Origin of the sequence: Methanothrix thermoacetophila PT, from assembly GCF_000014945.1 — an archaeon.
Lineage (GTDB): Archaea > Halobacteriota > Methanosarcinia > Methanotrichales > Methanotrichaceae > Methanothrix_B > Methanothrix_B thermoacetophila.
Genome location: NC_008553.1, coordinates 1405192 through 1429238, shown reverse-complemented (window position 1 = coordinate 1429238; position 24047 = coordinate 1405192). Strand labels below are relative to the sequence as shown.

The 24047-nt window shown below is 54.2% G+C and carries 25 protein-coding genes and 1 tRNA gene; 10 read left to right on the top strand and 16 right to left on the bottom strand.

The window, feature by feature from the left end:
* Position 1: 1 nt before the first annotated feature.
* From spt4 to MTHE_RS06880, 5 genes are all read right to left on the bottom strand, one after another.
* A complete protein-coding gene (spt4, locus tag MTHE_RS06900) occupies positions 2 to 187 on the bottom strand; it encodes a transcription elongation factor subunit Spt4 (protein WP_011696492.1) in 186 nt (61 codons plus the stop codon).
* Entirely contained in the window at positions 184 to 804 is a 621-nt protein-coding gene (locus MTHE_RS06895) for a DNA-directed RNA polymerase (protein ID WP_011696491.1), read from the bottom strand. The genes spt4 and MTHE_RS06895 overlap by 4 nt, the downstream gene beginning before the upstream one ends.
* A complete protein-coding gene (locus MTHE_RS06890) occupies positions 804 to 1187 on the bottom strand; it encodes a type II toxin-antitoxin system VapC family toxin (RefSeq protein WP_011696490.1) in 384 nt (127 codons plus the stop codon). Before MTHE_RS06890 ends, MTHE_RS06895 begins: the two co-directional genes overlap by 1 nt.
* Positions 1188 to 1200: 13 nt before the next feature.
* Positions 1201 to 2430, bottom strand: coding sequence for a translation initiation factor IF-2 subunit gamma (locus MTHE_RS06885; protein ID WP_011696489.1), 1230 nt, complete (start codon positions 2428 to 2430; stop codon positions 1201 to 1203).
* A 70-nt stretch (positions 2431 to 2500) separates the two neighbouring features.
* Positions 2501 to 3280, bottom strand: coding sequence for a hypothetical protein (locus MTHE_RS06880; RefSeq protein ID WP_175265896.1), 780 nt, complete (start codon positions 3278 to 3280; stop codon positions 2501 to 2503).
* 74 nt (positions 3281 to 3354) lie between these two features.
* Between MTHE_RS06880 and MTHE_RS06875 the strand changes: the two genes are divergently transcribed.
* The 5 genes from MTHE_RS06875 (at position 3355) to polX (ending at position 7536) form a co-directional block, all read left to right on the top strand.
* Positions 3355 to 3585, top strand: coding sequence for a PC4/YdbC family ssDNA-binding protein (locus tag MTHE_RS06875; protein WP_175265895.1), 231 nt, complete (start codon positions 3355 to 3357; stop codon positions 3583 to 3585).
* A 287-nt stretch (positions 3586 to 3872) separates the two neighbouring features.
* A tRNA-Thr gene (locus MTHE_RS06870) sits at positions 3873 to 3967 on the top strand.
* A gap of 782 nt (positions 3968 to 4749) precedes the next feature.
* Entirely contained in the window at positions 4750 to 5169 is a 420-nt protein-coding gene (locus tag MTHE_RS06865) for a hypothetical protein (protein ID WP_011696487.1), read from the top strand.
* A gap of 51 nt (positions 5170 to 5220) precedes the next feature.
* Positions 5221 to 5652, top strand: coding sequence for a hypothetical protein (locus tag MTHE_RS06860; protein ID WP_175265894.1), 432 nt, complete (start codon positions 5221 to 5223; stop codon positions 5650 to 5652).
* A 168-nt stretch (positions 5653 to 5820) separates the two neighbouring features.
* On the top strand, positions 5821 to 7536 hold the full coding sequence (gene polX, locus MTHE_RS06855; RefSeq protein ID WP_232840839.1) for a DNA polymerase/3'-5' exonuclease PolX: 1716 nt from the start codon (positions 5821 to 5823) through the stop codon (positions 7534 to 7536).
* A 100-nt stretch (positions 7537 to 7636) separates the two neighbouring features.
* Here the strand turns inward: polX and MTHE_RS06850 are convergent, their stop codons facing one another.
* Entirely contained in the window at positions 7637 to 9703 is a 2067-nt protein-coding gene (locus tag MTHE_RS06850; RefSeq protein ID WP_011696484.1) for an adenosylcobalamin-dependent ribonucleoside-diphosphate reductase, read from the bottom strand.
* A gap of 44 nt (positions 9704 to 9747) precedes the next feature.
* On the opposite strand from MTHE_RS06850, the gene MTHE_RS06845 reads away from it, so the two are divergent.
* Positions 9748 to 10506, top strand: a complete 759-nt coding sequence (locus tag MTHE_RS06845) for an ATP-binding protein (RefSeq protein ID WP_175266066.1) — start codon at positions 9748 to 9750, stop codon at positions 10504 to 10506.
* A gap of 334 nt (positions 10507 to 10840) precedes the next feature.
* Here the strand turns inward: MTHE_RS06845 and MTHE_RS06840 are convergent, their stop codons facing one another.
* Entirely contained in the window at positions 10841 to 11647 is an 807-nt protein-coding gene (locus MTHE_RS06840) for a 2-amino-3,7-dideoxy-D-threo-hept-6-ulosonate synthase (RefSeq protein ID WP_011696482.1), read from the bottom strand.
* Positions 11648 to 11931: 284 nt separating this feature from the next.
* Here MTHE_RS06840 and MTHE_RS06835 point away from each other — a divergent pair, with 284 nt between their 5' ends.
* A complete protein-coding gene (locus MTHE_RS06835) occupies positions 11932 to 12360 on the top strand; it encodes a hypothetical protein (protein WP_011696481.1) in 429 nt (142 codons plus the stop codon).
* Between the two features lie 100 nt (positions 12361 to 12460).
* Here the strand turns inward: MTHE_RS06835 and MTHE_RS06830 are convergent, their stop codons facing one another.
* The 4 genes from MTHE_RS06830 to ribH all read right to left on the bottom strand — a co-directional run bounded on the left by MTHE_RS06830 (position 12461) and on the right by ribH (position 15779).
* Entirely contained in the window at positions 12461 to 12757 is a 297-nt protein-coding gene (locus MTHE_RS06830; protein ID WP_011696480.1) for a hypothetical protein, read from the bottom strand.
* A 1-nt stretch (position 12758) separates the two neighbouring features.
* Positions 12759 to 13955, bottom strand: coding sequence for an exodeoxyribonuclease VII large subunit (xseA, locus tag MTHE_RS06825; RefSeq protein ID WP_011696479.1), 1197 nt, complete (start codon positions 13953 to 13955; stop codon positions 12759 to 12761).
* Between the two features lie 272 nt (positions 13956 to 14227).
* Entirely contained in the window at positions 14228 to 15367 is a 1140-nt protein-coding gene (locus MTHE_RS06820; RefSeq protein ID WP_011696478.1) for a pyridoxal phosphate-dependent aminotransferase, read from the bottom strand.
* A gap of 1 nt (position 15368) precedes the next feature.
* Positions 15369 to 15779 carry a 6,7-dimethyl-8-ribityllumazine synthase gene (ribH, locus tag MTHE_RS06815; RefSeq protein ID WP_011696477.1) on the bottom strand — a complete coding sequence of 137 codons (411 nt, stop codon included), beginning with the start codon at positions 15777 to 15779 and terminating at the stop codon, positions 15369 to 15371.
* A gap of 112 nt (positions 15780 to 15891) precedes the next feature.
* On the opposite strand from ribH, the gene ilvE reads away from it, so the two are divergent.
* Complete coding sequence (ilvE, locus tag MTHE_RS06810) at positions 15892 to 16785, top strand: branched-chain-amino-acid transaminase (RefSeq protein WP_011696476.1); 894 nt, start codon at positions 15892 to 15894, stop codon at positions 16783 to 16785.
* 38 nt (positions 16786 to 16823) lie between these two features.
* A complete protein-coding gene (gene pyrE, locus MTHE_RS06805; RefSeq protein WP_011696475.1) occupies positions 16824 to 17387 on the top strand; it encodes an orotate phosphoribosyltransferase in 564 nt (187 codons plus the stop codon).
* Here the strand turns inward: pyrE and MTHE_RS06800 are convergent.
* Positions 17375 to 18640, bottom strand: coding sequence for an adenylosuccinate synthase (locus MTHE_RS06800; RefSeq protein ID WP_011696474.1), 1266 nt, complete (start codon positions 18638 to 18640; stop codon positions 17375 to 17377). The two genes, pyrE and MTHE_RS06800, sit on opposite strands and share 13 nt — an antisense overlap.
* A 239-nt stretch (positions 18641 to 18879) precedes the next feature.
* Between MTHE_RS06800 and MTHE_RS06795 the strand changes: the two genes are divergently transcribed.
* Positions 18880 to 19341 (top strand): hypothetical protein, encoded by a 462-nt coding sequence (locus tag MTHE_RS06795; protein ID WP_011696473.1) that lies wholly within the window; start codon positions 18880 to 18882, stop codon positions 19339 to 19341.
* Positions 19342 to 19574: 233 nt separating this feature from the next.
* On the opposite strand, the gene infB is transcribed toward MTHE_RS06795, so the two are convergent.
* The 4 genes from infB to MTHE_RS06775 all read right to left on the bottom strand — a co-directional run bounded on the left by infB (position 19575) and on the right by MTHE_RS06775 (position 24035).
* Complete coding sequence (gene infB / locus MTHE_RS06790; protein ID WP_011696472.1) at positions 19575 to 21383, bottom strand: translation initiation factor IF-2; 1809 nt, start codon at positions 21381 to 21383, stop codon at positions 19575 to 19577.
* Positions 21384 to 21652: 269 nt separating this feature from the next.
* Positions 21653 to 22255 carry a rhomboid family intramembrane serine protease gene (locus MTHE_RS06785; protein WP_175265893.1) on the bottom strand — a complete coding sequence of 201 codons (603 nt, stop codon included), beginning with the start codon at positions 22253 to 22255 and terminating at the stop codon, positions 21653 to 21655.
* Positions 22256 to 22304: 49 nt separating this feature from the next.
* On the bottom strand, positions 22305 to 22793 hold the full coding sequence (locus MTHE_RS06780) for a TIGR00288 family NYN domain-containing protein (RefSeq protein WP_011696470.1): 489 nt from the start codon (positions 22791 to 22793) through the stop codon (positions 22305 to 22307).
* A 486-nt stretch (positions 22794 to 23279) separates the two neighbouring features.
* The gene (locus MTHE_RS06775) at positions 23280 to 24035 is read right to left on the bottom strand and encodes a TatD family hydrolase (RefSeq protein WP_011696469.1); all 756 of its coding nucleotides are present in this window, start codon (positions 24033 to 24035) and stop codon (positions 23280 to 23282) included.
* Between the last annotated feature and the right edge of the window lie 12 nt (positions 24036 to 24047).

The following is a 24047-nucleotide window of genomic DNA, read 5'->3' as shown; positions in this document are numbered from 1 at the left end:
GCTATCGCACCTTCAGGGCATATCTTCCGGGCAATGTTATGCCCAGCTTTGCAGCAATCTCCGAGCCTCTTGGATCTATTACCACGATATATCCTGCCCAGTCCTTGCTCAGCGAGGACGATCCACAGATCGGGCATACAAGCCCTTCCACGATTCTGTGGCATTCACGGCATGCCTGCTCGGTCATTCAGCCTCCGCCTTCTGCTCGGCCCTCTCCTCCACCTGCTCCTTCACCTCTGCCTTTGCCTCTGAGATTTCACCACGTCGGAGGGCCTCAAGCCACTCGATCTTTCCAAGGCCTGTCTGACGCATCGTGAGCCCGATCTTGCTACCCTTAGGATCTCTCTCATTAAGACTCACGGCTATTATCCTGGCTCGGACCCTATCACCCTCCGCCAGGAACTTGTTCGTGTCCTTGCTCACAAGCCTGGCGTTCTTCTCATCGTATGCCATGTACTCATCTGTTATCTGGCTCACGTGAAGCAGACCATCGAACGGTCCTATGCTCACGAATGCACCGAACTTGACTATCTCGACGACCTCCCCCTCCACGACCTCCTGCATCTCCGGCTTGAAGACCACCGCATCAAATATCACATCGTAATACACAGCGCCATCGCCAGCTATTATGCGGCCCTCTCCTATGCTGTCAACGCCGAGGATGGCCACAATGGCGCCAAGCGTCCTGTCGACTCTTGCCTCATACTTATTCCGGAGGGCCATCTCCACCGCGTCGTTCAAGGGATTGCCCATATCCTCAGGGGGTATTCTCACAACACCCTCAAGCTTCATTCTTTTGTACATCAGAACCTCCCCTGCGCATCGATCTCGAGGTACTGGCTCTGGCGCAGGTAGATTACCGTGATGCCTCTTTTAGATAATCTTTTCCTGAGCTCCTTATCTCCTGTGAGCACCGCGGCTCCTGTCTCTGATGCCAGCCTCTCCAGGACGTCGTCCGCCACACCATCTGCATCCACGACTCTGCATCTGGAAAGGAGGCCGAGCGCAACACTCGCAGCACGTTTGTCTTTTCCTTTTTCTGCAAACTTCGAGATCGCCCTGAGCTCTCTGACCACAGCTGTTGGAACGATATAATCGAAGTACCCCAGTCTCTCGAGCTCGGAGAATATATCGACGCCGAACTGCTCGGGCATCATCAGCGCATTTGTATCCAGGAGTACCTTCAAGCACCCTCTACCTCTAGGAGACTATGGTTCCGACACCGATCAGACGCCATCTGGCACCGATGCGCCTGCTGACCGCGACTCGGTCTCCCACCTCTGCGCACACCGGTCTCTTGAGCTGTACCTGAACCTTGCCGCTCTCCCTAGCGCTCGTCACCACGCCCACAGTCGTTGCTGTTCCTATGTTGAGCATTAACGGCTCGCTTGTATGTATCGGCTCAACAGCAGCCTCCTCCGTGGACCCAACCACCCTATCCAGGAGCTTCATGTCCATAACGAAGCTGTGCCACACAGGAGGAAGCTTTCCAGGAGCGCCCGCAACCTGTCCAACCAGATTATCGCTCTTCGTTATCGCGGGGTCCAGATTCGTACCGACGCCGATCAGCCCTCCTGGGGTGACCTCTGCAACATCCTCCCCACCCGCTTTCAGGTTCGTCACCTTGGTCTCTATCGGGACCCACTGCTTCTTGCCCTCCGCCTCAACGAGCCTGCCGGGGACTATCTCGAGCTTGTCGCCCTTTCGAAGCACGCCCTGGCTCAGGGTGCCACCGACAACGCCCCCTATCAGTTTCTCAACCGGAGCTCCGGGGCGATTGACATCGAACGATCTCGCTATCTTCAGCAACGGCGGTTTCTTGGCATCCCTCGACGGCGTGGGAATAACCTCCTCTATCGCTTGGATCACCATGTCTATGTTTATGTTCTGCTGAGCCGATATAGGCACCACAGGAGCATTCTCAGCAACCGTGCCCTTGACAAAGGCCTTTATCTGCCTGTAGTGCTCCAGCACCTCCTCCTTAGAGATGAGATCTATCTTGTTCTGCACGATGACGATCTTGTCTATCCCTGTTATGTTCAGGGCCATCAGATGCTCCTTCGTCTGGGGCTGAGGGCACGGCTCGTTGGCAGCTATCACCAGAACTGCGCCGTCCATTATTGCGGCCCCGCAGAGCATTGTGGCCATGAGAGTCTCATGCCCCGGGGAGTCCACGAAGGAGACTGTTCTGAGAATGTTGGTGGGGGATCCACAGTGCTTGCAGATCTCGTCCACGGTGTAGCAGTCGGGTGCTGGGCAGTTAGGGCACTTCCTGAAGGTAGCATCGGCATAGCCAAGCCTGATCGATATACCTCTCTTCATCTCCTCGCTGTGCTGATCGGTCCATATGCCGGACAGTGCCCTGACCAGTGTGGTCTTCCCATGGTCCACATGGCCGACCATGCCTATGTTAACTTCCGGTTTTGGCAATTTTGGATCTCCTCGAGTCTCGATGATGCTCCCTACTGCATACACTATATAAATACTTCACGAACAGCTCTCATGCATAACCTGCGTATGCATCTCTTATCTTGCTCCTTATCTCAGAGACGAATATCCTGTAGCTGTTCTGCGTGAACCCCTTCCATCCTGTGAACTCCTCGTATAGGCCTGCGCCGAACGCCTCCTCATCCGCAGTGGTGCTCGGGGTGCCGAAGCATCTCAGGATCGAGAAGTTCTCCTCAAGGTAGAGGAGGAGAGCCATCTCTGCATACGGCCTGGGCAGTAGGGGCTGCGTCTCGATCAGCTCCATAAAGAGCCTCTCATCCTCCCTCAGATCATCCGGAGTAATGTTCAGTTTTCCTATGCGCTCTGAATCGTATCTCCTTATCTCTGAGCCTGAATCCTTTGTTATATCCTCAAATATTCTGGCCACTTCAAACTCATGTTCGAGCGTGAAGAGAAGCATCTTCTCCGTCGCCCTCTCTACATAACTTTTGTTCAGAGAGATCATCGAGAACCACAGGCCTCTGAAGTACATACGCCTGCTCATCGAGATCGAGAAGTCGAGCGCGTTGCTCCCACCACCAAACGATGGGAAGAAGTTGATCGTGTCAGTCTCCAGAAATATGTGTTTGTCTGTATTTTCGCATTGAAGGCCCTTGACACGATCGATGCTGGACAGCTCGCGAAACACCTCCAGAGGATCCTCAAGCCTCATGTACTCGCTCAGCAGACGATCACGCTCAGGCTTTGACAAGCATGCCATCCGGCCGCCGACCTTCCCTGCAACAGACCGTATCCATTTTATGTACTCCATCTCGAAGAGTGCTCTGTCCATGCTCACATCTCGCAGGTTTCTCATTTTGTAGGTGCACAAAGTATTTAGCAGGAGCGGAGATTGGAGCCTGGGAGGTGAACGAGGTGGATGAGGAGATCGGGAGGATCAGAAAGAACGAGAGCACAGAGGTTGTGATCAGGAAGACGGAGTTCAGGGGGTCTGTGGGTGTGGATATCAGGGAGTACCTGACCTCTGAGAGATATACCGGGTGGTCGAAGAATGGTGTGCGCATACCCATAGAGCTGTGGGCAGAGTTCAAGGCGATACTTGACAGGGTCGAGACTGGAGATGAGGGGAGGGCCTGAATCCATCCTCGCTTCGTATGTCCCAGATGAATGACAACCGCCTGAATTGGCAGAGCTCCCGGTCTGCGGCGTGGTTTGCAGAGATTAAGCCGGACCATGGTCACTGGCTCAAATTACTGGACGAGCTGTCTGACGGCTGACACGCCACATGACCCCAACAGGCTGCATGCATCTGAAATACACTGACATCCGGATGAGTCTGTGATCCGGGGAAGCACTTGTGATGTAGGCAGCACATTCTCACGATCGCAATGCTTAAATCAGGATCTGTCACAACACCATCCTGTGCCGCCGTGGCTTAGCCCGGTTAGAGCGGCTGATTCGTATGAGCCTCAGGCTCCGGGATATCAGCAGTTCATGGGTTCGAATCCCATCGGCGGCTTTACTAAACAGACAGCATGCGTATTCGCTCTTATGTGCTTGGCAACTTGTGGGTCGTACAATGTGGTTGCTGAACGCACTTATTCATTCACCAGGGATGCATAGCAGAACCAGTACTTCTATGGGTAAGTTATCATATGGATAAGAGCGTGCGGATTCTCTGTGCTCTTACGGTGTGGTAATCTACCTGTGATGTGTGGATAAGCGCAAAAGAAATAACTGCAGGCGATTCATAGCCATCAACCAAACAATGAGACGTCAAAAAACTAACAGACCACTGGATATCGATTTCGATGTCGATATCTTTCAAAATAAACACATTCAGGGAGCCAACCCCATCGGATCAACTCAACAAAGGTAGACCACTTGCGGTGTTCATCATCATTTTCGGAAAGTTTATACTCCATGAGCACAAAGTGCAACGATGGATGGGTAGCACTGAAGGGTAACTGACAGCATTACCTCCACAGGTTTGCGGCTTTTAGCTGCGCGAAGGGTTTCTCTCAACAAACAGAGTTAGCTTTGCTATTCAGTTTTGAATATTATATTATGATAGTATACGATGTCTGGTGTCGAGACCTGGATCATTTTTGGGAGACTCTGCACTGTCATACGGCCAGTGCATTTATTATCCATCAGATTTAATTGCAGGCATGCGGTTAGATTCATTTGATATCTTTGTTAGAATATATAACCATGACTTAAGAAAGTTACCAAAAAATATAAATAATTCCAAGTAGATTAACTCTTACATCTAAAGGATGTATGGGTGGTGAAAAAAACATGAAAGGAGCGATATTGCTGGCTGTGACACTGGCGCTGTTGACCACTGCCATGGCCCAGGACTTTGCCCCGATGGCTGGGATGGGCACATCTCAGACAGCGTTCATAGCTGCCAATGGAGTCTACTCCGCGGGCGGCGCTGGCTTTGCTTTCCCGGTCATTCCAGGACAGAACTACAACTACGATGACATCTACTCCGCAGCAGGCCCGGATGTGGCTGTTGCGGCATTCGGCGCGGTTGCAGCGAACTCAAAGACGGTGACCAAGAACCAGGATGCAAACGCCTGCTGTGATCTTGGAAATGCCGCACCAACAACCGTCAACCTCGAGAGGATCGGACTTCCACAGCAGATAGCCCTTGGCGCTGGTGCCGGCAGCAGAGCCACTAACACAGTCACAATAACAACACAGCAGAAGTGAGCAGGGGAGTAGCAGGAGGTTATGAACAATATGCAATCGCCCGTCAGCATTATGATTCTGCTGACGGGTGTTGCACTGATTTTTCTTGCAAATGCATCTGCCCAGGAGAGCGTGCAGGGTCTCTCCATAGAGGATGTACGGGCGTTCCATCAGGATTTTCTCCGCAAATCCAGCAACCTGAGTTTAATGCAGACAGATATCCCTGAGATACCAAGTGCGTCTTTCGCCAAGCTCGCGCCTTCCAGCACAGGAGATCTCGTTGCTCTGAACTCGAATATGGAGAGGGATCTCTCATACGGCGGCGAGATCGCTGAGAGCGCGCCCAGGATAAACTACATGGACATCTCTCTTGACAAGATCACAGTCATAGCGATCAACATGGGCAGGGGCGGGAGCGCCATCGCGACGTCCAACGTGATGATAACACCGGTCCAGTCGCAGGAAGGATATCCATCATGCTCAGCACTGGATAAGCTGAGATGAGCTGTTTTTGGAAGTTGTGATCTGAGATTCCAGGCCCTTCGAGACAACCAAAGAGCACTGGAACCTGTGCTGCAATGGATTTTGTGAGTTTGCGCGCAGAGCGGATCGATCTCAGCCATGAAGCCACATGAGCCAAGTTTGTTATACCACCTTGTACGATTTAATCATGTGAGAAACAAGGAGATCGCGGCCATACTCTATGAGATGGGGGAGCTGCTGGAGATCAGAGGGGAGAACCGCTTCAAGGTGATAGCCTACAGCAGAGCCGCGAGAGCCATCGAGTCTCTTAAAGAGGATATCGAGGATGTCTGGAGGCGTGGAGAGCTTGACAGAATACCTGGGGTTGGAAAGGCGATTGCAGAGAAGATCTCAGAGTACCTCACAACAGGCCACATAAAAGCGTATGACGATCTCGTCTCTTCCACACCGAAGGGCATGAAGGAGCTGCTCCAGCTCCAGGGCGTGGGACCCAAGACTGTCGCGCTCCTCCACGAGAAGCTCGGTGTATCAACAGTTGATGAGCTCGAGGCTGCTGCGCGGCAGCACAGAATCCGAAGGCTTCCCGGCATGGGGCCGACGAAAGAGGCAAACATACTGAAGGCGATAGAGCGGCACAGGAGGCGCTCCACACGCATACCGCTCAGCGTCGCTGTGCGCATCGTTGAGCATATCATGAGACACCTGGAGGGTATTGAGGGGCTGAGCAACATCACCGTTGCCGGGAGCTACCGGAGGGGTAAGGAGACCGTTGGGGATATAGACATCCTGGCGACATCATCAAGGCCATCAGAGTCGATAGCTGCTTTCGTTCGCATGCCGATGGTCGATGATATTCTGGGCCAGGGCCCGACGAAGGCCAGCATCATCATCGAGGGCACTGTTCAGGTCGATCTGAGGATCGTCGAGCCGAGATCATACGGAACCCTGCTCCAGTACTTCACGGGCTCGAAGGAGCACAACGTGAAGCTGCGCGGCATAGCACTACAGCGCGGTTACTCTCTCTCAGAGTACTCCCTCAAGAGGCTGGACACAGGAGAGGAGCTCTTCTTCGATCGCGAGGAGGATGTGTACAAGGCGCTTGGCATGCAGTACATACCCCCTGAGCTGAGGGAGGATCGCGGTGAGATCGAGGCTGCGCTTGCCAATCGACTCCCTGAGCTTGTGGATCTGTCCAGCATAAAAGGAGATCTCCATGTCCATAGCACATGGTCTGATGGCGTCGGATCCATCGAGGAGATGGTCTCTCACGCGAGATCGCTGGGGTATGAGTACATAGCAATCACAGACCACTCGCCGAGCGTCGGGATAGCCGGAGGCATCTCTGAGGAGAGGCTCCTGGAGAAGGTGGAGACGATATACAGAATGAACGAGGGTCTCGAGGGATTTAGGATACTTGCTGGAACAGAGGTTGATATAAGGGCGGATGGCAGCCTGGATTACAGGGATGAGATTCTGGAGAGATGTGATGTGGTGGTGGCAGCGATCCACATGGCACAGAGCCAGAAGGAGCGAGAGATCAACAGCAGGCTTGTGGCCGCGATGGAGAACGAGCACGTCGATATAATCGCGCATCCCACGGGGCGGATCATAGGGAGGAGGGAGCCATACCGGGTCGATATGGATTTGATTCTCGAGACTGCTGCCAGGACAGGCACGATCATGGAGATCAATGCATACCCTGAGAGGCTGGATCTCAGTGATGAATGGGCGAGGCGCGCTAAGGAGATGGGTGTGAGGATGGCGATCAGCACAGACGCCCATTCACCCGATCAGCTGGGCTTCATGCGATACGGTGTTACGGTTGCACGCCGGGGATGGCTGGAGCCATCTAATGTGATAAACACACTGAGCGCGAAGGATCTCATGAGGCATCTCGGGATATGAGTCGGAGAGATCCTGCAGAGGGATATGCGCGGCATCTGTTCAGCTTCGTTGAGGTGGTTTGTTTTGGCAGGATGATCGGGGGATTCAAAGAGAGACTCACTCATCCACCGCAGAACCTGCAGCCGTTCGCGAGGGCGTCTGGCTCTCCGAGGTAGAGCACCTGCTCCCTGGAGCCGTATCTGTACACAGTGATCCCCTTGCAGCCCAGCTCGTACGCAAGTCTGTAGACCTTTATGACATCGCTCACAGATGCTTTCTCCGGGAGGTTCACAGTCTTCGAGACCGCATTGTCTGTGTGCTTCTGGAACGCTGCCTGGATTCTGACGTGCTGCTCCGGGCTTATATCCAGGGCGGTGAGGAACAGCTCTTTAATATCATCGGGAATCCCCGGGATCTCCTGTATCGAGCCCCTGCGCGCGACCTCTGCCCTCAGCGCCGGCGTCATTATGCCCCTCTCGGATGCCATCCTCTCGAAGAGCGGAGAGCTCTCTATCAGTCTCGCTCCCTCAAGGACGTGCCGGACAAAGGACACGGCGAAGAGCGGCTCGATGCCTGAGGAGGTGCCGGCGATTATGCTTATTGTGCCGGTGGGTGCGATCGTGGTGACTGTTGCGTTCCTCATCGCATCCCATTTCTTCAAGGAGGACTCCTCGAAGAGCGGGAAGGACCCCCTCTCCCTCCCCAGGGCGCATGACTCCTCGCGCGCTGTTTTTGTGATGAACGCCATCAGCTCCTCCGCGATCCTGAGGGCATCCTGTGACGCGTACGATACTCCCAGCTGGATCAACATCTCGGCGAACCCCATGACCCCCAGCCCGATCTTTCTCGTGCGCAGTGTCGCATCCTCTATCTGCTTCAGCGGGAATCTGTTCGCATCTATGACATCGTCGAGAAACCTGACTGCAAGCCTTACGGTCTCCTCCAGTCTGTCCCAAGAGATCTCTCCTCTCTCAACCATTCTGCTCAGGTTCACAGAACCGAGGTTGCATGACTCGAACGGGAGGAGTGGCTGCTCTCCACAGGGGTTTGTCGCCTCTATGATTCCCGGGACAGGGTGCAGCGCGTTAATCCTGTCGATGAATACCACTCCAGGATCACCACGGCGCCATGCGTACGTCGCCATCATGACCATTAGATCCCTGGCGCTCATCTCACCGGTCGCCTCTCCTGTCCTTGGATTTATCAGCTCCACAGATCCATCGCGCTCGCACTGGCGCATGAACTCCTCCGTTATCGCCACAGAGATGTTGAAGTTATCCATGCCGCCACGATCCTTGCATGCGATGAACTCTGTTATATCCGGATGATCCACTCTCAAAATGCCCATGTTCGCGCCCCTTCTCCTACCACCCTGCTTTATCACATCTGTAGCGGCGTCGAATATGCGCATGAACGATACAGGGCCGCTGGCGATGCCGCCAGTGCTCCTGACGACGTCCCCCTTCGGGCGGAGCCTGGAGAAGCTGAATCCAGTCCCCCCACCACTCTGATGTATCAGCGCCATGTACTTCAGAGCGTCGAATATACCAGCGATCGAGTCCTCCACAGGAACCACAAAGCATGCTGAGAGCTGGCCGAGGGGGAGGCCGGCGTTCATCAGCGTCGGGGAGTTGGGGAGGAAGCTGAGAGATCTCATCATAGAGAGAAATTTCTTTCTGGCGTCATCTGCATCGCCTTCGTAGCGCCTCTCCACTGCAGATACAGCTGAAGCGACACGCTCGAACATCTCCCCAGGGGTCTCGACGACATTCCCAAACTCATCTCTTTTCAGATACCTCTTCTTCAGAACCTCGATCGCGTTGACGCTCAGCTTGAGATCGTCTGCAACACCAAGATAGTGCTTCGCCTCCCGTATCTCGGACCGCCTCTGCCTGTAGAGTATGTACGCCTTGGCGACCTGGGCGTAACCAGCGTCTATCAAAACCTCCTCTACGATATCCTGGACGTCCTCCACGGACGGTATTTCATCCCTGAAGCGCTCGTCCACTACATCCACGACCCTTCCGGCGAGCTCCACGGGTGTCTTCTCGTCCACGATGCCCAGCGCATTGAATGCCTTTGATATCGCCCTGGATATCCTCGAGGGGTCAAAATCGACTATTCGCCCATCCCTCTTTCTTATCCTCTCGACCAGCTCGATCCCCCCGGTGCAAACGATATATACCAATATCCTTTACGTGGATATAAACACAGACTCTGGGGGTCGTCGCAATAAAGCTCGCAGTCTCGGGAAAGGGTGGTGTTGGCAAGACAACTCTCGCTGGAACGCTTGCGCGTCTGTTCGCTCGTGATGGCTACAGGGTTCTCGCGATAGACGCGGACCCTGATATGAACCTCGGATCAGCTCTTGGGATAGAAAAGAATCCGAGGCCCATCACCGAATACAAAGAGCTCATTGAGGAGAGGGCGGGAATGCCGATGGGCATGTACCGTCTGAATCCGAAAGTAGATGATGTGATAGACAAATGCGGATGCATAGGTCCTGATGGCGTGAGGTTTGCTGTCATGGGCACGCTGGAGACGGGCGGTAGCGGATGTATGTGCCCTGCGAGCGCGTTCCTGAAGGCGCTTCTCAGGCATGTCATCTCCAAGGAGAAAGATGTCGTGATACTTGACATGGAGGCGGGCATAGAGCATCTTGGCAGGGGCACGGCGAGAGGCGTTGATGCGATGATAGTGGTCGTCGAGCCCGGCCTGAGATCCATAGAGACCGTCGAGCGCATTAAAAGACTAGGCGAGAACATAGGAATAACAAACCTGCTGGCCGTGATCAACAAAACCGATGATCCCGGAATAGTGAAGGAGAAGCTCGAGGAGATGGGAATACCTGTTCTCGGAACGATACCCTTCGACAGGAATCTGATCGAGGCAGACCTCAGCGGGAGGGCGCCTGTAGATGTGGGTGGGCCTGCTGTAGAGGCCATAAAGAGCATCAAGGAAGAGCTGGTCCGGAGGTTCGAGGGCGGGTAACTATCGAAGTCGTCTCAAAACTGTGACAGCAATCGCCAGCGCCCCTTGTCCCGTGGTGGCCGCCAATATGTTTTGCACCACCATCCGGGGAATCAGGATCCTGGGGAGACCTTGGGGAGACCTCACCGTCAACTGCTCATGCCTTAAGACCGAGGTTTCCGCCACCACCGGCCTTCTCCGCTCCACAGAGTTAAAAGCATGACAGTAGAGGGTTAACCACCTGCCTCAGGCCATTTTTGGAAGAAACATGGCCTGAGCTTCAAATGCTTTCATCCTCAGACGCCTCTTTTTATCACATACGCTGCAGGTGGTCTCACTCCATAAAAAACAAGAGCTACCTGACATCCTCATGGCCTCTGATCTCCATCGCCTCCTCAGGCGTGTACCCTCTGTGCACCACGGCGCATATCCTTCTCGTGATGATCGAGGGATTCTCGTGCTGGAATATGTTCCTGCCTATGGCGACGCCACTCGCTCCAGCATCTACGGCGTCCCTGACCATTCTCAGCAGGTCCATCTCTGAGCTGACCTTCGGTCCGCCCGCGACAACCAGCGGCACAGGGCATCCATCCACAACTCGGGAGAAGCTGTCTGGATCCCCAGTGTAGGATGTTTTGATGATATCCGCCCCGAGCTCCGCGCCGACCCTGGCTGCATGTCCAACAAACTCCTCCGCGTACTCATTCGAGATCTTTCTCCCGCGGGGGTACATCATCGCCATCAGCGGCATCCCCCACTCCTGGCAGCTTCTTGAGATTGATCCGAGGAGGGAGAGCATCTGTGCCTCGTCCTCTGCACCGATGTTGACATGAATGCTGACACCATCTGCTCCGAGCTTCAGGGCCTCTTCCACAGTGGCCACAAGCACCTTGTTGTTCGGATCCGGCCCGAGCGATGTGGACGCGGAGAGATGAATTATCAGGCCAAGATCACGCCCGTAGCCACGGTGGCCGAATATCGCAGCGCCTTTGTGAACAACAGCCGCATCTGCTCCAGATGACGCCACAGCATCCACAGTATTCTTCATGGATCTTATGCCCTTTATCGGCCCCAGAGTAACACCATGATCCATCGGCACTATGACAGAGCGCCCTGTCGCACGGTTCACGATCCTCTCAAGCCTGACCATTTTTCCGTACATGATGCAACACCACGATCAATTATGTAGTTTTTAATACATTAATGTATCATTTTGTACCTCAAGAGCTTTATTTAAACCTTCCGCCTCATAAGCATGCTTCAGGCGGTATGAATAGCTCTGTTGAGATTATCCATGCCCTGCTGGGAGATGGAGGAAAGATAATAACCGATCAGCACGTTATGAGACATATGAGAAGCATGAACATTCTTTTCTTGCCCCTCCTGTTGCTTGCAGCCGTTGCTAACGCTGCCAGCACCGGGTCGATGGGCGGAGATGCATATCTTATGAACAACAGTTCCTCGGGAGAGGTGCCGGTAATGGTCGGTGGGCCATGTGAGTACGAGATATACAATGGAACTGCCACGATCTGTTCTGTGACGCAGACCAACGAATCGATAGGTCAGGCAGAGGTCGCAGGCGGGCCAGGGTATGCCGGGTACGAGGTGAGGTATGAGTTCACGCCATCAGAAGAGCTGCCTGTGTGGGTCTCCGATTACCTCAACCAGAGCGGGAACTGCAGCCTGCTGCTGCAGCTGTGCAACTCCTGGTATCCTGGGCAGGCATTCCTTGAGAAGTACAATATAACAGAGGGCGCAGTCTTCCAGGCCAGACTCAGTGCGATAAGGTCAGGAACATGCACACCAGTCGTGATCGAGCTGGAGGACGTCGATCGGTGCGACTACTTCGAGTCAGAATCCTCGCTAACAGGCTGAAAGTCCGGGGAGATGCATAGGATAGTGTCTCAAGAGCATCACGTATCCCAGACTGTAAGTTAAAGCGGAAACGCTCGCTCTCAGAGGGCCTGCGAGTTCGCTACTCGGGCTCGAAACCGGAGTTACTGAACCTCAGGTCTCTGCTGTTCTCGTTCACGATCCGCACGACGTCCTCGGGGAATCCCTCTGGGGAGCGGGCCTGGATATCAAGGGATACCTTTACGTCTGCACAGCTCAGGAGATGCACGATCACCTCCTCTGCGATGCGGGCTGCATCGAGCCCCACTCGCTCAGGGTCTAGGTCTACAGCAGCGTAGAAGCGGCGTGGGGGTTGCAGCTTTGTGGTTGTGAGGGGCTCTGCGGGCGTATAATAGTCTCCAGCCGCAGTCCAGTTCACTTCACCTGGGTTTGATCTCGATTTTGTTCACATTGCAGCACGCCTCTCCATCTGAGAACACAAGCCTGATCTCCTCCCCTACTGCAAGATCTACTGCATGGCACACAACCCCTGCCGAACCTACAACCATGGTGTAACCTCTGGAGAGAACAGCGAGAGGGCTTGCGGAATCAAGTCTTGCCCTTGCGATCTCGAGCCTTCTCGCCCTCGAATCAACGATCGATCTCTCGGCATCGAGAAGTCTCCTGGATATATCCCGAAGCCTGAGCTTTCTCATCTCCAGGATGGCGTACATCTTGCGGGCCTCAATGCCCCTGCTGAGGTAATCCAGTCTCGACCTTATGCGCTCCAGATGCGAATCGATCGCCCATGTCATTTGATCCTCCATGTTTCTCAGGAGCTGCTCGATCTCCCTCACATCAGGCACCGCGAGCTTCGCAGCAGCTGTCGGCGTCGATGCCCTCGCGTCCGCGACCAGATCGGCGACCGTGACATCAACCTCATGGCCCACTGCTGATATGACAGGAGCATCGCTCTCCGCTATCGCACGCGCAAGGTGCACATCGTTGAACGGGGAGAGGTCCTCAGCAGAGCCGCCACCCCTGCAGAGTATTATGACATCCGCCCTTCCGCGCAGCGCTCTCAGTGCGGAGATCATGCTCTGAGCAGCGGCATCCCCCTGCACGGTCGCCGGAGAGAGTATGATTCTTGCAGGATATCTTCCGAGAGAGCGTATTACATCACGAAGTGCAGCCCCATCCATTGATGTGACGATCCCGATTCTCTCAGGATATCTGGGAAGAGGCCGCTTTCTCTCAGGCGAGAACAGACCCTCTGCTGTCAGTCTCCTGCGAAGAGACTCCAGCTCCATCGCGCTCCTTCCGATGCCAGTGTCTGGAGAGATGGATCGCACCTGGAGCTGGACATTTCCCCTTCCCTTGTAGAATCCAACATCACCGAAGACCCTGACGTTCATTCCGTTCCTGAGAACGAAATCGAGCTCTTCTGCGTGTCTCTTGAACATGACGCATGAGATCTGAGCCTCGGAGTCCTTCAGAGTGAAGTACCTGTGGCCTGAGCTGTGGTTCACAACGTTGGAGAGCTCGCCACATGCCCAGACATCATGAAGCCTCACGTCACCGGTTATTCTCTCCTGGATCCTCGTGCAGAGCTCGGAAACTGAGTATGTGTATACCATTCGCAGGGAAGAGTTCTCGCAATCTTATATAATTTTTTTGTGATGCATTTGTGAGACCTGTCCGGATAAGCGAAGAGTAATTGTGACAAACGAGATCTGTAAGGCTCATATTTTTGGATCCCGCCACTTATTCGGACACGATCTATTTGCGAATGCGAAAAAGAAATGAGTGCCGCCTGCAGGGGTGCACCTACTACTGCTGACCTGCAGGGGAGCATGCCGGCCCGAACGCCCCTGACACAGCTCCTGGCGTGCCAGAGCTGCAGTGTGTGCTAGCTGTTAAGCATGCTCTCCATGCGCTCCAGCGCCTCCTTGATGCGCTCCCGGGATGTAGCGTAGGAGATCCTTATGTAATCTTCTCCCCCAGGACCGAATGCGGAACCGGGGGTGACCGCGATCTTCGCCTCCTTCAGCAGGCGCTCCGCGAAAACATCTCCTCCGCCGAGGTGAGATACATCTGGGAACATGTAGAACGCCCCTCCGGGGAGCGCGCATCTGATCCCCAGCGATCTCAGCCCGTCCACAAGAATGTCCCTTCTGGCCCTGAACTCCTCTGTCATCCTCCTCACATCATCCTGGGGCCCCTCAAGCGCTGCGATGCCTGCCCACTGGACAAACGTGGTCGGGTGGGACACAGAGTGGGAGAGAAGCCTGCTGATCCATTTCAGCATATCCCTCGGGCCCGTGAGGTATCCCAGCCTCCACCCGGTCATTGCGTATGACTTTGAGAAGCCGTTGATTGTGATGGTCCTGTCAGCCATATCAGGAAGCGAGGCTATGCTTATGTGCTCATGCCCGTAGATTATCTTCTCATAGACCTCATCGGATACGACATAGATATCGTGGTCGATAGCGATATCCCTGATCTCTTTCATCACCTCATGCCCGAATACTGCGCCGGTCGGGTTGCACGGGGAGTTCACGAGTATCGCCTTCGTCCTCTCCGTTATCGCCTCAGGAAGATCCATCGGCATGAAGTCCTGGTCGACATCAGCCCATACAGGCCTGCCGCCAGCGAATTTTATGCAGGGCTCGTAGCTCACCCATGATGGCCCGATGAGCACCATCTCATCCCCCTCATCGAGAAGAGCCTGGATGGCTGCAAAGACTGCCATCTTCGCTCCCGGAGTCACTATAACATCCTCAGGCACCGCTGGTATCCTGTTCTCCTCGCGAAGCTTCTTCGCGATCGCCCTTCTGAGCTCAGGTATACCGTTCGTCGGCGTGTATCTCGTCTTTCCCTCCAACATGTACCTGCAGGCTGCATCACATATGTGTCTGGGAGTATCGAAATCAGGCTCTCCAACCCCGAGATCTATAATATCAAACCCCTCTGAGTTCAGACGCTTGGCCTCAGAGGAGATCCTCATTGTGGCGGATTCCTCTATCGAGGCGAGCCTCTTAGATACCATATCACTCCCCCCTCAGGCGCCTGACGAGCTTAACGGCTGCCTCGACCGCGCGCTTGGCGTAATCGACACGTTTGTGGGCATCTGGCCTGGACATCCTCGGGCCGCTAATGCCGAGCGTGACCGGCTTGTCGAACTCCAGCGAGAGGTCCATGAGCTTTCTTGCAGCATGCTGTGCGACTATCTCGTCGTGCGCTGTCTCGCCCTGTATAACGCATCCGATTGCAACAACAGCATCGATCTCATCGCTCTTCAGGAGCTTTCTGACAGCCAGTGGCATGTCGTATACCCCGGGAACCATTATCGTCTGCACGACCTCAGCGCCGAGAAATCGCGCATGCTCCCTTCCGAGGAGCTCCATCTGGTATGTTATATCCCTATTGAACTCTGAAACCACGAAACCAAGTCGTGTCATAACATCAACATCCGATAAAGATGTAACCACCTAGGTTCATGCATTATTTAATAAATCCATCGATACGATGGTATCAAAACCCATTTATCCTAAGCAATTTGGGAGGACATCCATGAGCATCGTTTACGTCAACGGCAGCTTCGTCCCGAGAGAGGAGGCTGTGGTCTCCGTCTTCGACCACGGCCTTCTTTATGGAGATGGGGTCTTCGAGGGCATTCGCGCATACGGAGGCAGGGTCTTCAGGCTCGAGGCGCATGTCAGGCGCCTCTATGATTCAGCGCAGGCCATAATGCTCGATATACCGATGACGCAGGAGGAAATGTGCGAGGCGATACTCGAGACCCTCCGGAGAAACAATCTGAGAGACGCGTACATCAGGCCTGTGGTCACCAGGGGAGTTGGCGATCTGGGCCTTGATCCGAGAAAGTGCTCAAAGCCCACTGTCATCATAATAGCGATCAGCTGGGATGCGATGTACGGCGACCTCTACGAGGTCGGGCTGAACGCGATTACAGTCACCGTGAGGAGGAACTCGCCAGCTGCGCTTCCCCCGAACATAAAGTCTCTGAACTACCTGAACAACATCCTCGCGAAGATAGAGGCCAATATAAAAGGAGGGGATGAGGCGATATTCCTGGACGCGGAGGGCACGATCTCAGAGGGCAGCGGCGACAACATATTTGTTGTGAGAGATGGCAAAATCTACACTCCACCGACGCTGAACAACCTTAAGGGTATAACCAGAGAGGTCGTGCTGGAGCTTGCGAACAGGAACGGAATACCTGTTCATGAGACCAGGCTCGGGCTCTTTGACCTCTACACCGCAGAGGAGGTCTTCGTTACGGGAACTGCAGCTGAGATCGCACCGGTCGCCAGGATCGACGGCAGGGTAATCGGAAATGGCAAGCCCGGGCCGGTGACAAAGCTCCTAATGAAGCTCTTCAGGGAGTGCACAGAGTCAGAGGGAACGCCGATATACAAAGAGGAGATCGCTGCTCGGAAGTGATTCCGAGCGATTCATGCTTTGAGAATGCTGAGGTCAGAATGTCAGAGCTCAGGGAGCAGCTTCTCAGCTTGATAAAAGAGATGGCGCTGGAGATCGGCACAGTCGTCCTCTCATCCGGCCGCACCAGTGACTACTACGTCGATCTCAGGAGGATAGTTCTCACTCCGAGAGGGGCGTATCTGACAGCCAGGCTTCTCCTAGATCTCGTGAGGCCTGAGGTCAGTGCTATCGGCGGGATGACGCTCGGAGCGGATCCGATCGTCTCCTCCATGATTGTGGTCGGCCATATGGAGGGGAGGGATCTCTGCGGCCTGATCGTGAGAAAGAAGGCGAAGCGGCACGGCAAGAGGAGGTTCATTGAGGGGCCATTGATGGAGGCGGGCGCAAAGGTTGCGGTTGTCGATGATGTCGTCACCACAGGCAATTCACTGCTCAGATCGATCGAGCGGCTCGAGGAGGCGGGTTACACCCCTATACAAACACTTGCAGTCCTGGACAGGATGGAGGGAGGGCGGGAGGCCCTATCGGCGGCGGGATTCGAGCTCGAATCTCTATTCACGAGAGACGACCTGGGGATCGCCCCACGCGATCACTCCATGTAGATTGTCTGTTCCCTTGCAGGTCCAACAGATATCGCGGCTATATCCACATCCATGAGCTCCTGGATTCTCTCCACATACGCCCGCGCGTTCTGGGGCAGATCACTGTAATCGAGGGCCTCGCTTATGCTCTCAGACCACCCCTCCATCTCTTCATACACTGGGACACATCTCGCCAGCTCGTAGGTGCTCTCCGGCGGATACTCCAGGATCTCTCCGTCGAGCTCGTATGCGACGCAGATCTTTATCCGTCTGAGTCCTGTGAGCACATCCAGCTTTGTCAGCGCAAGCTCCGTGTATCCATTCAGATAAACCGCCTTCCTCCCCAGGACGGCATCGAACCATCCGCAGCGCCTCGGCCTTCCGGTCGTCGTCCCATACTCACCGCCTGCCTCCCTGAGCCGGTCTCCTATCTCGTCCTTAAGCTCTGTTGGCATCGGCCCCTCGCCCACGCGTGTGATGTAAGCCTTCACAACGCCCACGACATTATCGACACGCACCGGACCAACCCCAAGGTTGGCGCACGCGCTGCCCGCTGTTGTGAAGCTCGATGTGACGAACTTCTGCGTGCCATGGATCACATCCAGGAACGCGCCCTGCGCGCCCTCTGCGAGAACCATCTTGTCCTCATCGAGCGCCCTGTTTATCTCAAGCGATACATCTGTGAGGTTGTTCTTCAGAGCCCTTCCGATCTCCAGGTACGCTCTTAGCTGCGCCTCGTCCCTCACGACGGATGGATCTCCACCCATCTCCTTTATCGCAGATTCCTTCGCCGGAGCGATCTCCTCGAGCTTTCTCTTCAGCATCTCCGGATCGGTGATGTCTGCCATCTGCACCTCTTCACGCGCTATCTTATCGATATACGCATACCCTATCCCGCGCCTGGTGGTGCCTATCTTTGCTGTCCTTGCTTTCTCCCTCAGAGCATCCATCTCTATGTGATATGGCATTATTATGCTCGTCTTCGGGTCTATGCCGAGATCGACCTTCATGCCCATTCCCCAGAGGGTCTGGAGCTCTTCCCAGAGGACCTTCGGATTTAGCACCACGCCCGGGCCTATCAGAAGTCTTTTATCAAAAAGAACGCCGCTCGGTACCAGATGGAGCTTGTATGTTTTATCCCCAACCTTCACAGTGTGACCTGCGTTATCCCCGCCCTGAAAGCGCGCTATGATATCATACTTTTCCGCAAGCAGATCCACGATCTTGCCCTTTCCCTCATCACCAAACTGTGCGCCTGTGATTATCGTGAACATGCTCCGTGGGTTGGGTGCATTGTAGATAAACCATTTCCCACGATCTCAGTTCGTATTGTCAGCGTATTGTCGGCGTACTGTGCAGGTGGCATGCTGGCCGCTTCCTGGAGCAGCAAGCAATCTACAGATCATCTATAGGCTATTTTCATCTATATAGTTAATTTGTGACAACTATAAAACTGTAGATGTAAACCACTGAGTGCTTGCAGGAGGCTTGGACTCCGAAGCGGTGGGTTTGAATGTCGAGATCAAACATCCGCAAAAAACTTCTCGGTATTGCAGATTACTACGAGGCGGTCTTCACAGGCCCAAGGATGATGAAGCATGGCGAGTTCAGGAGCAGCGTTCTGGGGATGATCATCGAGATGCTGGACGTTCTTAGGATCAACGACGATCTTAGGATGGAGCTGATAAGGTACATAACATCTGGATGGAGGATGGAGATGGTCGGCGATGAGTCTGCGGAAGCAGAGATGATCATCGAGAAGCTCAACAGCGTGAGGCGTGCCTCAATGCATGATGATATGAGCTACAGCCTGGAGATGGGTGTGCTCATGTCGCTCCCAATCCGAGAGATGGATCTGGAGGAGGATCAGGTTGCTCATGTCTACGATGCGATGAACAGAATCATGGAGCAGATGGGCTGCAGCACAACAGAGGACCACCTGGTCTCAGGATCTGAGCACTGCGCCAGCAGTTGAGTACAGCACGCAGGTCCCCATTCATACCATGGCCATACCGTGGGTGAGGCGTACCTGCATCAGCTCGACATTTGGCCATCGATGCCCCAGAGGCATCTCACTTGCCCAGCCGGTTGTCATGCACTCACATCACCGGAATCTGCAGCATGCAGCCCGTATGATTCACAGGCGAAAAAGGAGACTTGATTCACGAGGAGTTGTCCAAGCACGACGTTCGTCGCAACTGAGCACGCTCATCTTCCCCAGAACATGTCCTTCTTCCGCTTGATCTCCAGGAACTTCTCGAAGACCTCAATCTCATCCTGAGACATCTTCTGCTTGAGCTCCTGCTCGATTATCCTGGCGTGCTTCTCAGGTATGTTGACGTAAAGCAGATCACCCTCGTGGATCTGACGTCCAACCGTAGGCCCATCGATCGATATCGCGACCTCCTGGCCTACCGTTGCCATGGGTATGTTCTCGTTCCTTTGCTGGATCCCGCGTATGGTGCCGACCACTGCGCCGTCCTCGCGGATCAAGGGCACGTTATGTGATATCGTCCCTCCGACAACCTGCACGCCGACAATCGCAGGCTTGGACTGCCTGAAGACGCAGTCGGGCAGTATGCGAACACATCCTGGCTTTACGATGGCCTCGAGCCGCTCCTGCTCCATCTGCATCTTCTTCTCCTCCATCCACTCCTCGTAGCTCTCGAGAAGCGTGTATATGACGTCACTCTGGAATACCGGAATGTCCAGCTTCTGTATCTCAGAGAGAGCGTCTGGGAGTATCTCGACATTGAATCCGAGTATGACCGAGAGAAGCGGATCCTTTATGGCCGCGGCCCTTATTACATCCCTGCGCGTTACCGGCCCCACATCAGCCACATGAATGGGTATGTTCTTTGCACGTAGCTCGCCGACGAGCCCCTCCAGAGATCCAATGGTATCCGCCTTCAGTATCACACCAACAGTGTCTGTATCGATCCTGACAGCCTCGATCTCAGACCTTATCTCCTTGGCTATCGCCTCAGGATCCTCGCCCTCTCCCACAACACGTATGGTGGATCCAGCAAGCGCTGTCTCCAGCTTCGGGGCTGATACCTTTATGCCGGACGCGGCTACGACATGCTTCACGGGGGTGAACCGCTCCTCGCTCCGTATCTCCTTGAGCGGTCTCGGCTTGAGAAGCGCCCTCACCTTCGTTATTATCGGCTCCCGGGGAGTTCCGACCACGATCGTGTCCCCGACGCTGATCATCCCGTCGTAAAGTATGACGTCCAGCGTTGTCCCGAGACCCCTTTCCTCTTTCACCTCGAGTATCGTTCCCATGCCCGGCCGACTCGATTCAATCACCAGGTTTTGCTTCAGGAACCTCTGTGCGAGGCCGACCAGGACAAGAAGAAGATCTGGAATTCCCTCGCCAGTTATGGCGCTGACCGGGATTATGCCCACGGTCTTTGTGAAGTCTGCTATCCTGTCATAGCGGTTGGAGTCGAAGCCGTATTTGTAGAGCTCACCAACGAGCTCGTATATCTTCGTCTCCAGAGTCTCCACCACTCGCTCAGTCTGTCCTGCGAGGCTCTTCTCCATGGGGGCGTTTTCGACAGGTCGCCATCCTGGGATTCTGTCTATCTTGTTCGCAGCGACCACGAAGGGAGTTTTGAATCTCTTCAGGATGTTGATCGACTCGATGGTCTGCGGCTGGAACCCTTCGTTAATGTCAACTATGAGGATCGCCAGATCCGCAAGCGACCCACCCCGGCTTCTGAGCGATGTGAACGCATGGTGGCCAGGCGTATCTATGAAAAGCAGCCCTGGAACCATGAGGTTCGCCTTGAATCCTGAACCGCAGAACTGCTGTATTACGCTCAGAGGGATCTCGGTAGCGCCTATATGCTGCGTTATGGCTCCAGCCTCGTACTGTGCGACTGTGGTGCCTCTTATCCTGTCAAGCAGCGTTGTCTTCCCGTGATCGACGTGCCCCATAACACATACTATGGGGGTTCTCAGCTGTGAGACCTCCTCCTTCGAACGCATACCCTTTTTAGATCTCTGACGCATGGTGGATCCTCCTAAAAATACCGCAGGCAATGAGACTGCGATCCCAGGCAACACCTCATGGTGCTCAGAAACTCCTCGATGCAGCTCTTTATCTCTCGATCTCAACAAATATAAATCCTCTGCATCCTGCGGGCACACCTGAAATATCTTCCTGTGATCTCATGCTGCAGCAGCATGAGATCGCGGGATTCGATATCTCAGACGAGATATCTCGTGGTAACTCACATGATATTCCAGGCAGCTGATGCGGTGCACACCAGCGTTCCCCATCAGTAATACCTTCTTCTCCTTCCGAAGCTCTGACCAAAGAATAGGCCGGCGAGAAGTCCTGCGAGGTGCGCCATGTGCCCTATGCCATCCGCTCCCCGCAGGCTTATCTGGTAGTACAGATCCAGGAACGCGATCAGGGCTATCGCCAGTGGTATCCCCAGAGGTATTGGTATGGGGAAGATTATAACCCTGATCTCGGGCGCGATTATCGCCAGAGCTCCCATGACCCCCATGATAGCCCCGCTGGCTCCCATCATATATCCTGTTGCCACAAGCATCTCTATAATGCCGCCGAATATTCCGGATGCGAAGAAGACCAAGAGGAAATTTCTCTCGCCAACCCTTCTTTCGAGCTCTGTTCCGAAGAATAAGAGGGCCAGCATATTCCAGAAGAGATGGCCTATGTCAGCATGAACGAATATGTGCGTCACCAGCGTCCACGGCCTGGACTCGACAAGCGCTGGATTCAGGGAGAGGTATCCCCTCACAGCCCAGGGGTCAATGGCCATTGCGATCGATACGAGGATGCACAGAGCGATTATCGCAAGAGATGCGGAGATGCTGGAGCCTCTGGGCCTGATATCATCCCAGTCAGAGACCATACCGACTGAGATCAACTTTCTTATGGTACCTATGGTATCACTTCCAGTCTCATGACTCTGTGACGTACTCGCCGTTTCTGAGCACTATGACATAATCTGCGGAGTTCCTCAGTGCAACAGAAAAGCCGGGCTCTGCCCCGAATATGATCGTCTCCTTGCCGTGCTCCATCGCCTTCATGAGAACCGGTTTCAGATCAGCGTCTCTGGTGACGAGCGCTATGGTGTCTATGACAGGGTTGTAGATCATGTCGACACCCTCCACGGCCATCCTCACATCGACGTCGCTTGTGCATATAACCGGCTCAAACCCCTGGTTCTCGACCGCCTCCACCAGCTTCTCGGAGGCATACTGGTTCAGGAAAACCTTTCCGACCTTTATGTCGCCGTAGTCTCTGAGTATGTTCCGTATCTCCTCGAGGTCCATCTGGAACTCCTTGCGCAGCATGTTGGGACCGTCTACCAGGAGACCGATCTTCTTCCTTCCCTTCTCCTTCTTGGATCCAAGGTACTTCAGGATGTGCTCGAAGTGTATAGCCATGATCGCTAATCCTCTATTTCAGAACCCCAATCTTTATTATGTCCACAGGTCGATTCATATAATTTTCTATCGCATGCAGGGACGTGTCTGAATAAGGATCGGGTGTTTTCGACCTGCAGAGGGCGGTAAGGTCTAGATTTCTGGCCACAGCTCTTATTCGAACAGGTCCGCATGCAGTACGCGGCAGCATCGATCCTCTTATCGTAAGGTTTGCATGCCATGTAGCACATGGGTTGTATGATCGAATGCCGGTGAGGCGAGCTCTGACAACACAACCATCGGCAACCAACTTCGCATATCTTCATCCTATTGATTTGTCAAATCACAGGGGGTATGCCTGGCAACTATCATTTGATGCATCTCAACTCGCGCTGAAACGAGTTCAACGCGATGGCGTGGTTGAGGGGCGAAGGCAGATGCGAATACCCGCGCCCCCTCTGTACATATGTGTTAAACTCGCATCTCAAGGTGTCCTGGAGATAGACATCACATTCCATAAATCCTTCTTGTGTTCCTCACAGTTGCCGTGGCGAGATCCTCAGGGTCCATGCCCCTCATCCGAGCTATGAGATTGAGCGAGTCAAGGATAAAAGACGGCTCGTTCCTGCCCCTTCTCGGGGACAGAAACGGGCTGTCTGTCTCGATGAGCAGCTGATCCAGGGGCACGTTCCTTGCCAGAGCCTGGTGCTTCACAGATCTGCACACAACTGTTGCGATCGACACATAAAATCCCCTGTCGACGATCTTTCTCATGGTCTCCAGGCTTCCGCTGTAGCAGTGAAATACCACCTTCTCCATATCCTTCACAAGATCGAATGCGATATCTTCGGTCTCTCTGGCGTGTATCACAAGCGGTTTCTCGAGCTCCTCTGCGAGCAGTATCACCTTGCGGAATACATCGATCTGCTGCCTTCTCAGAGCCGGATCGCTGCACCTGTAGTAATCCAGCCCTGCCTCTCCAACCCCGATTATCTCCCCGGAGTTCTGCCGGATCTCATCAAGTACGAGATCCACATCTTTGGGCCTCATCTGGTCGAGGGAGTTGGGGCTGAGCCCCAGAGTCGCGTGAATGAACTCATGCGACCTGGCCAGCTTCAGCGTCTCTCTATTCGTCTGGAGGTCGACCCCGGAGTTGATCATCTCCACAACACCAGAAGCTCTCGCTCTCTCTATAACATCCATCCTGTCTTTATTGAAATGCTTGAAATCGAGATGACAGTGTGCATCTATGACTTCGACCAATACAACATCCCC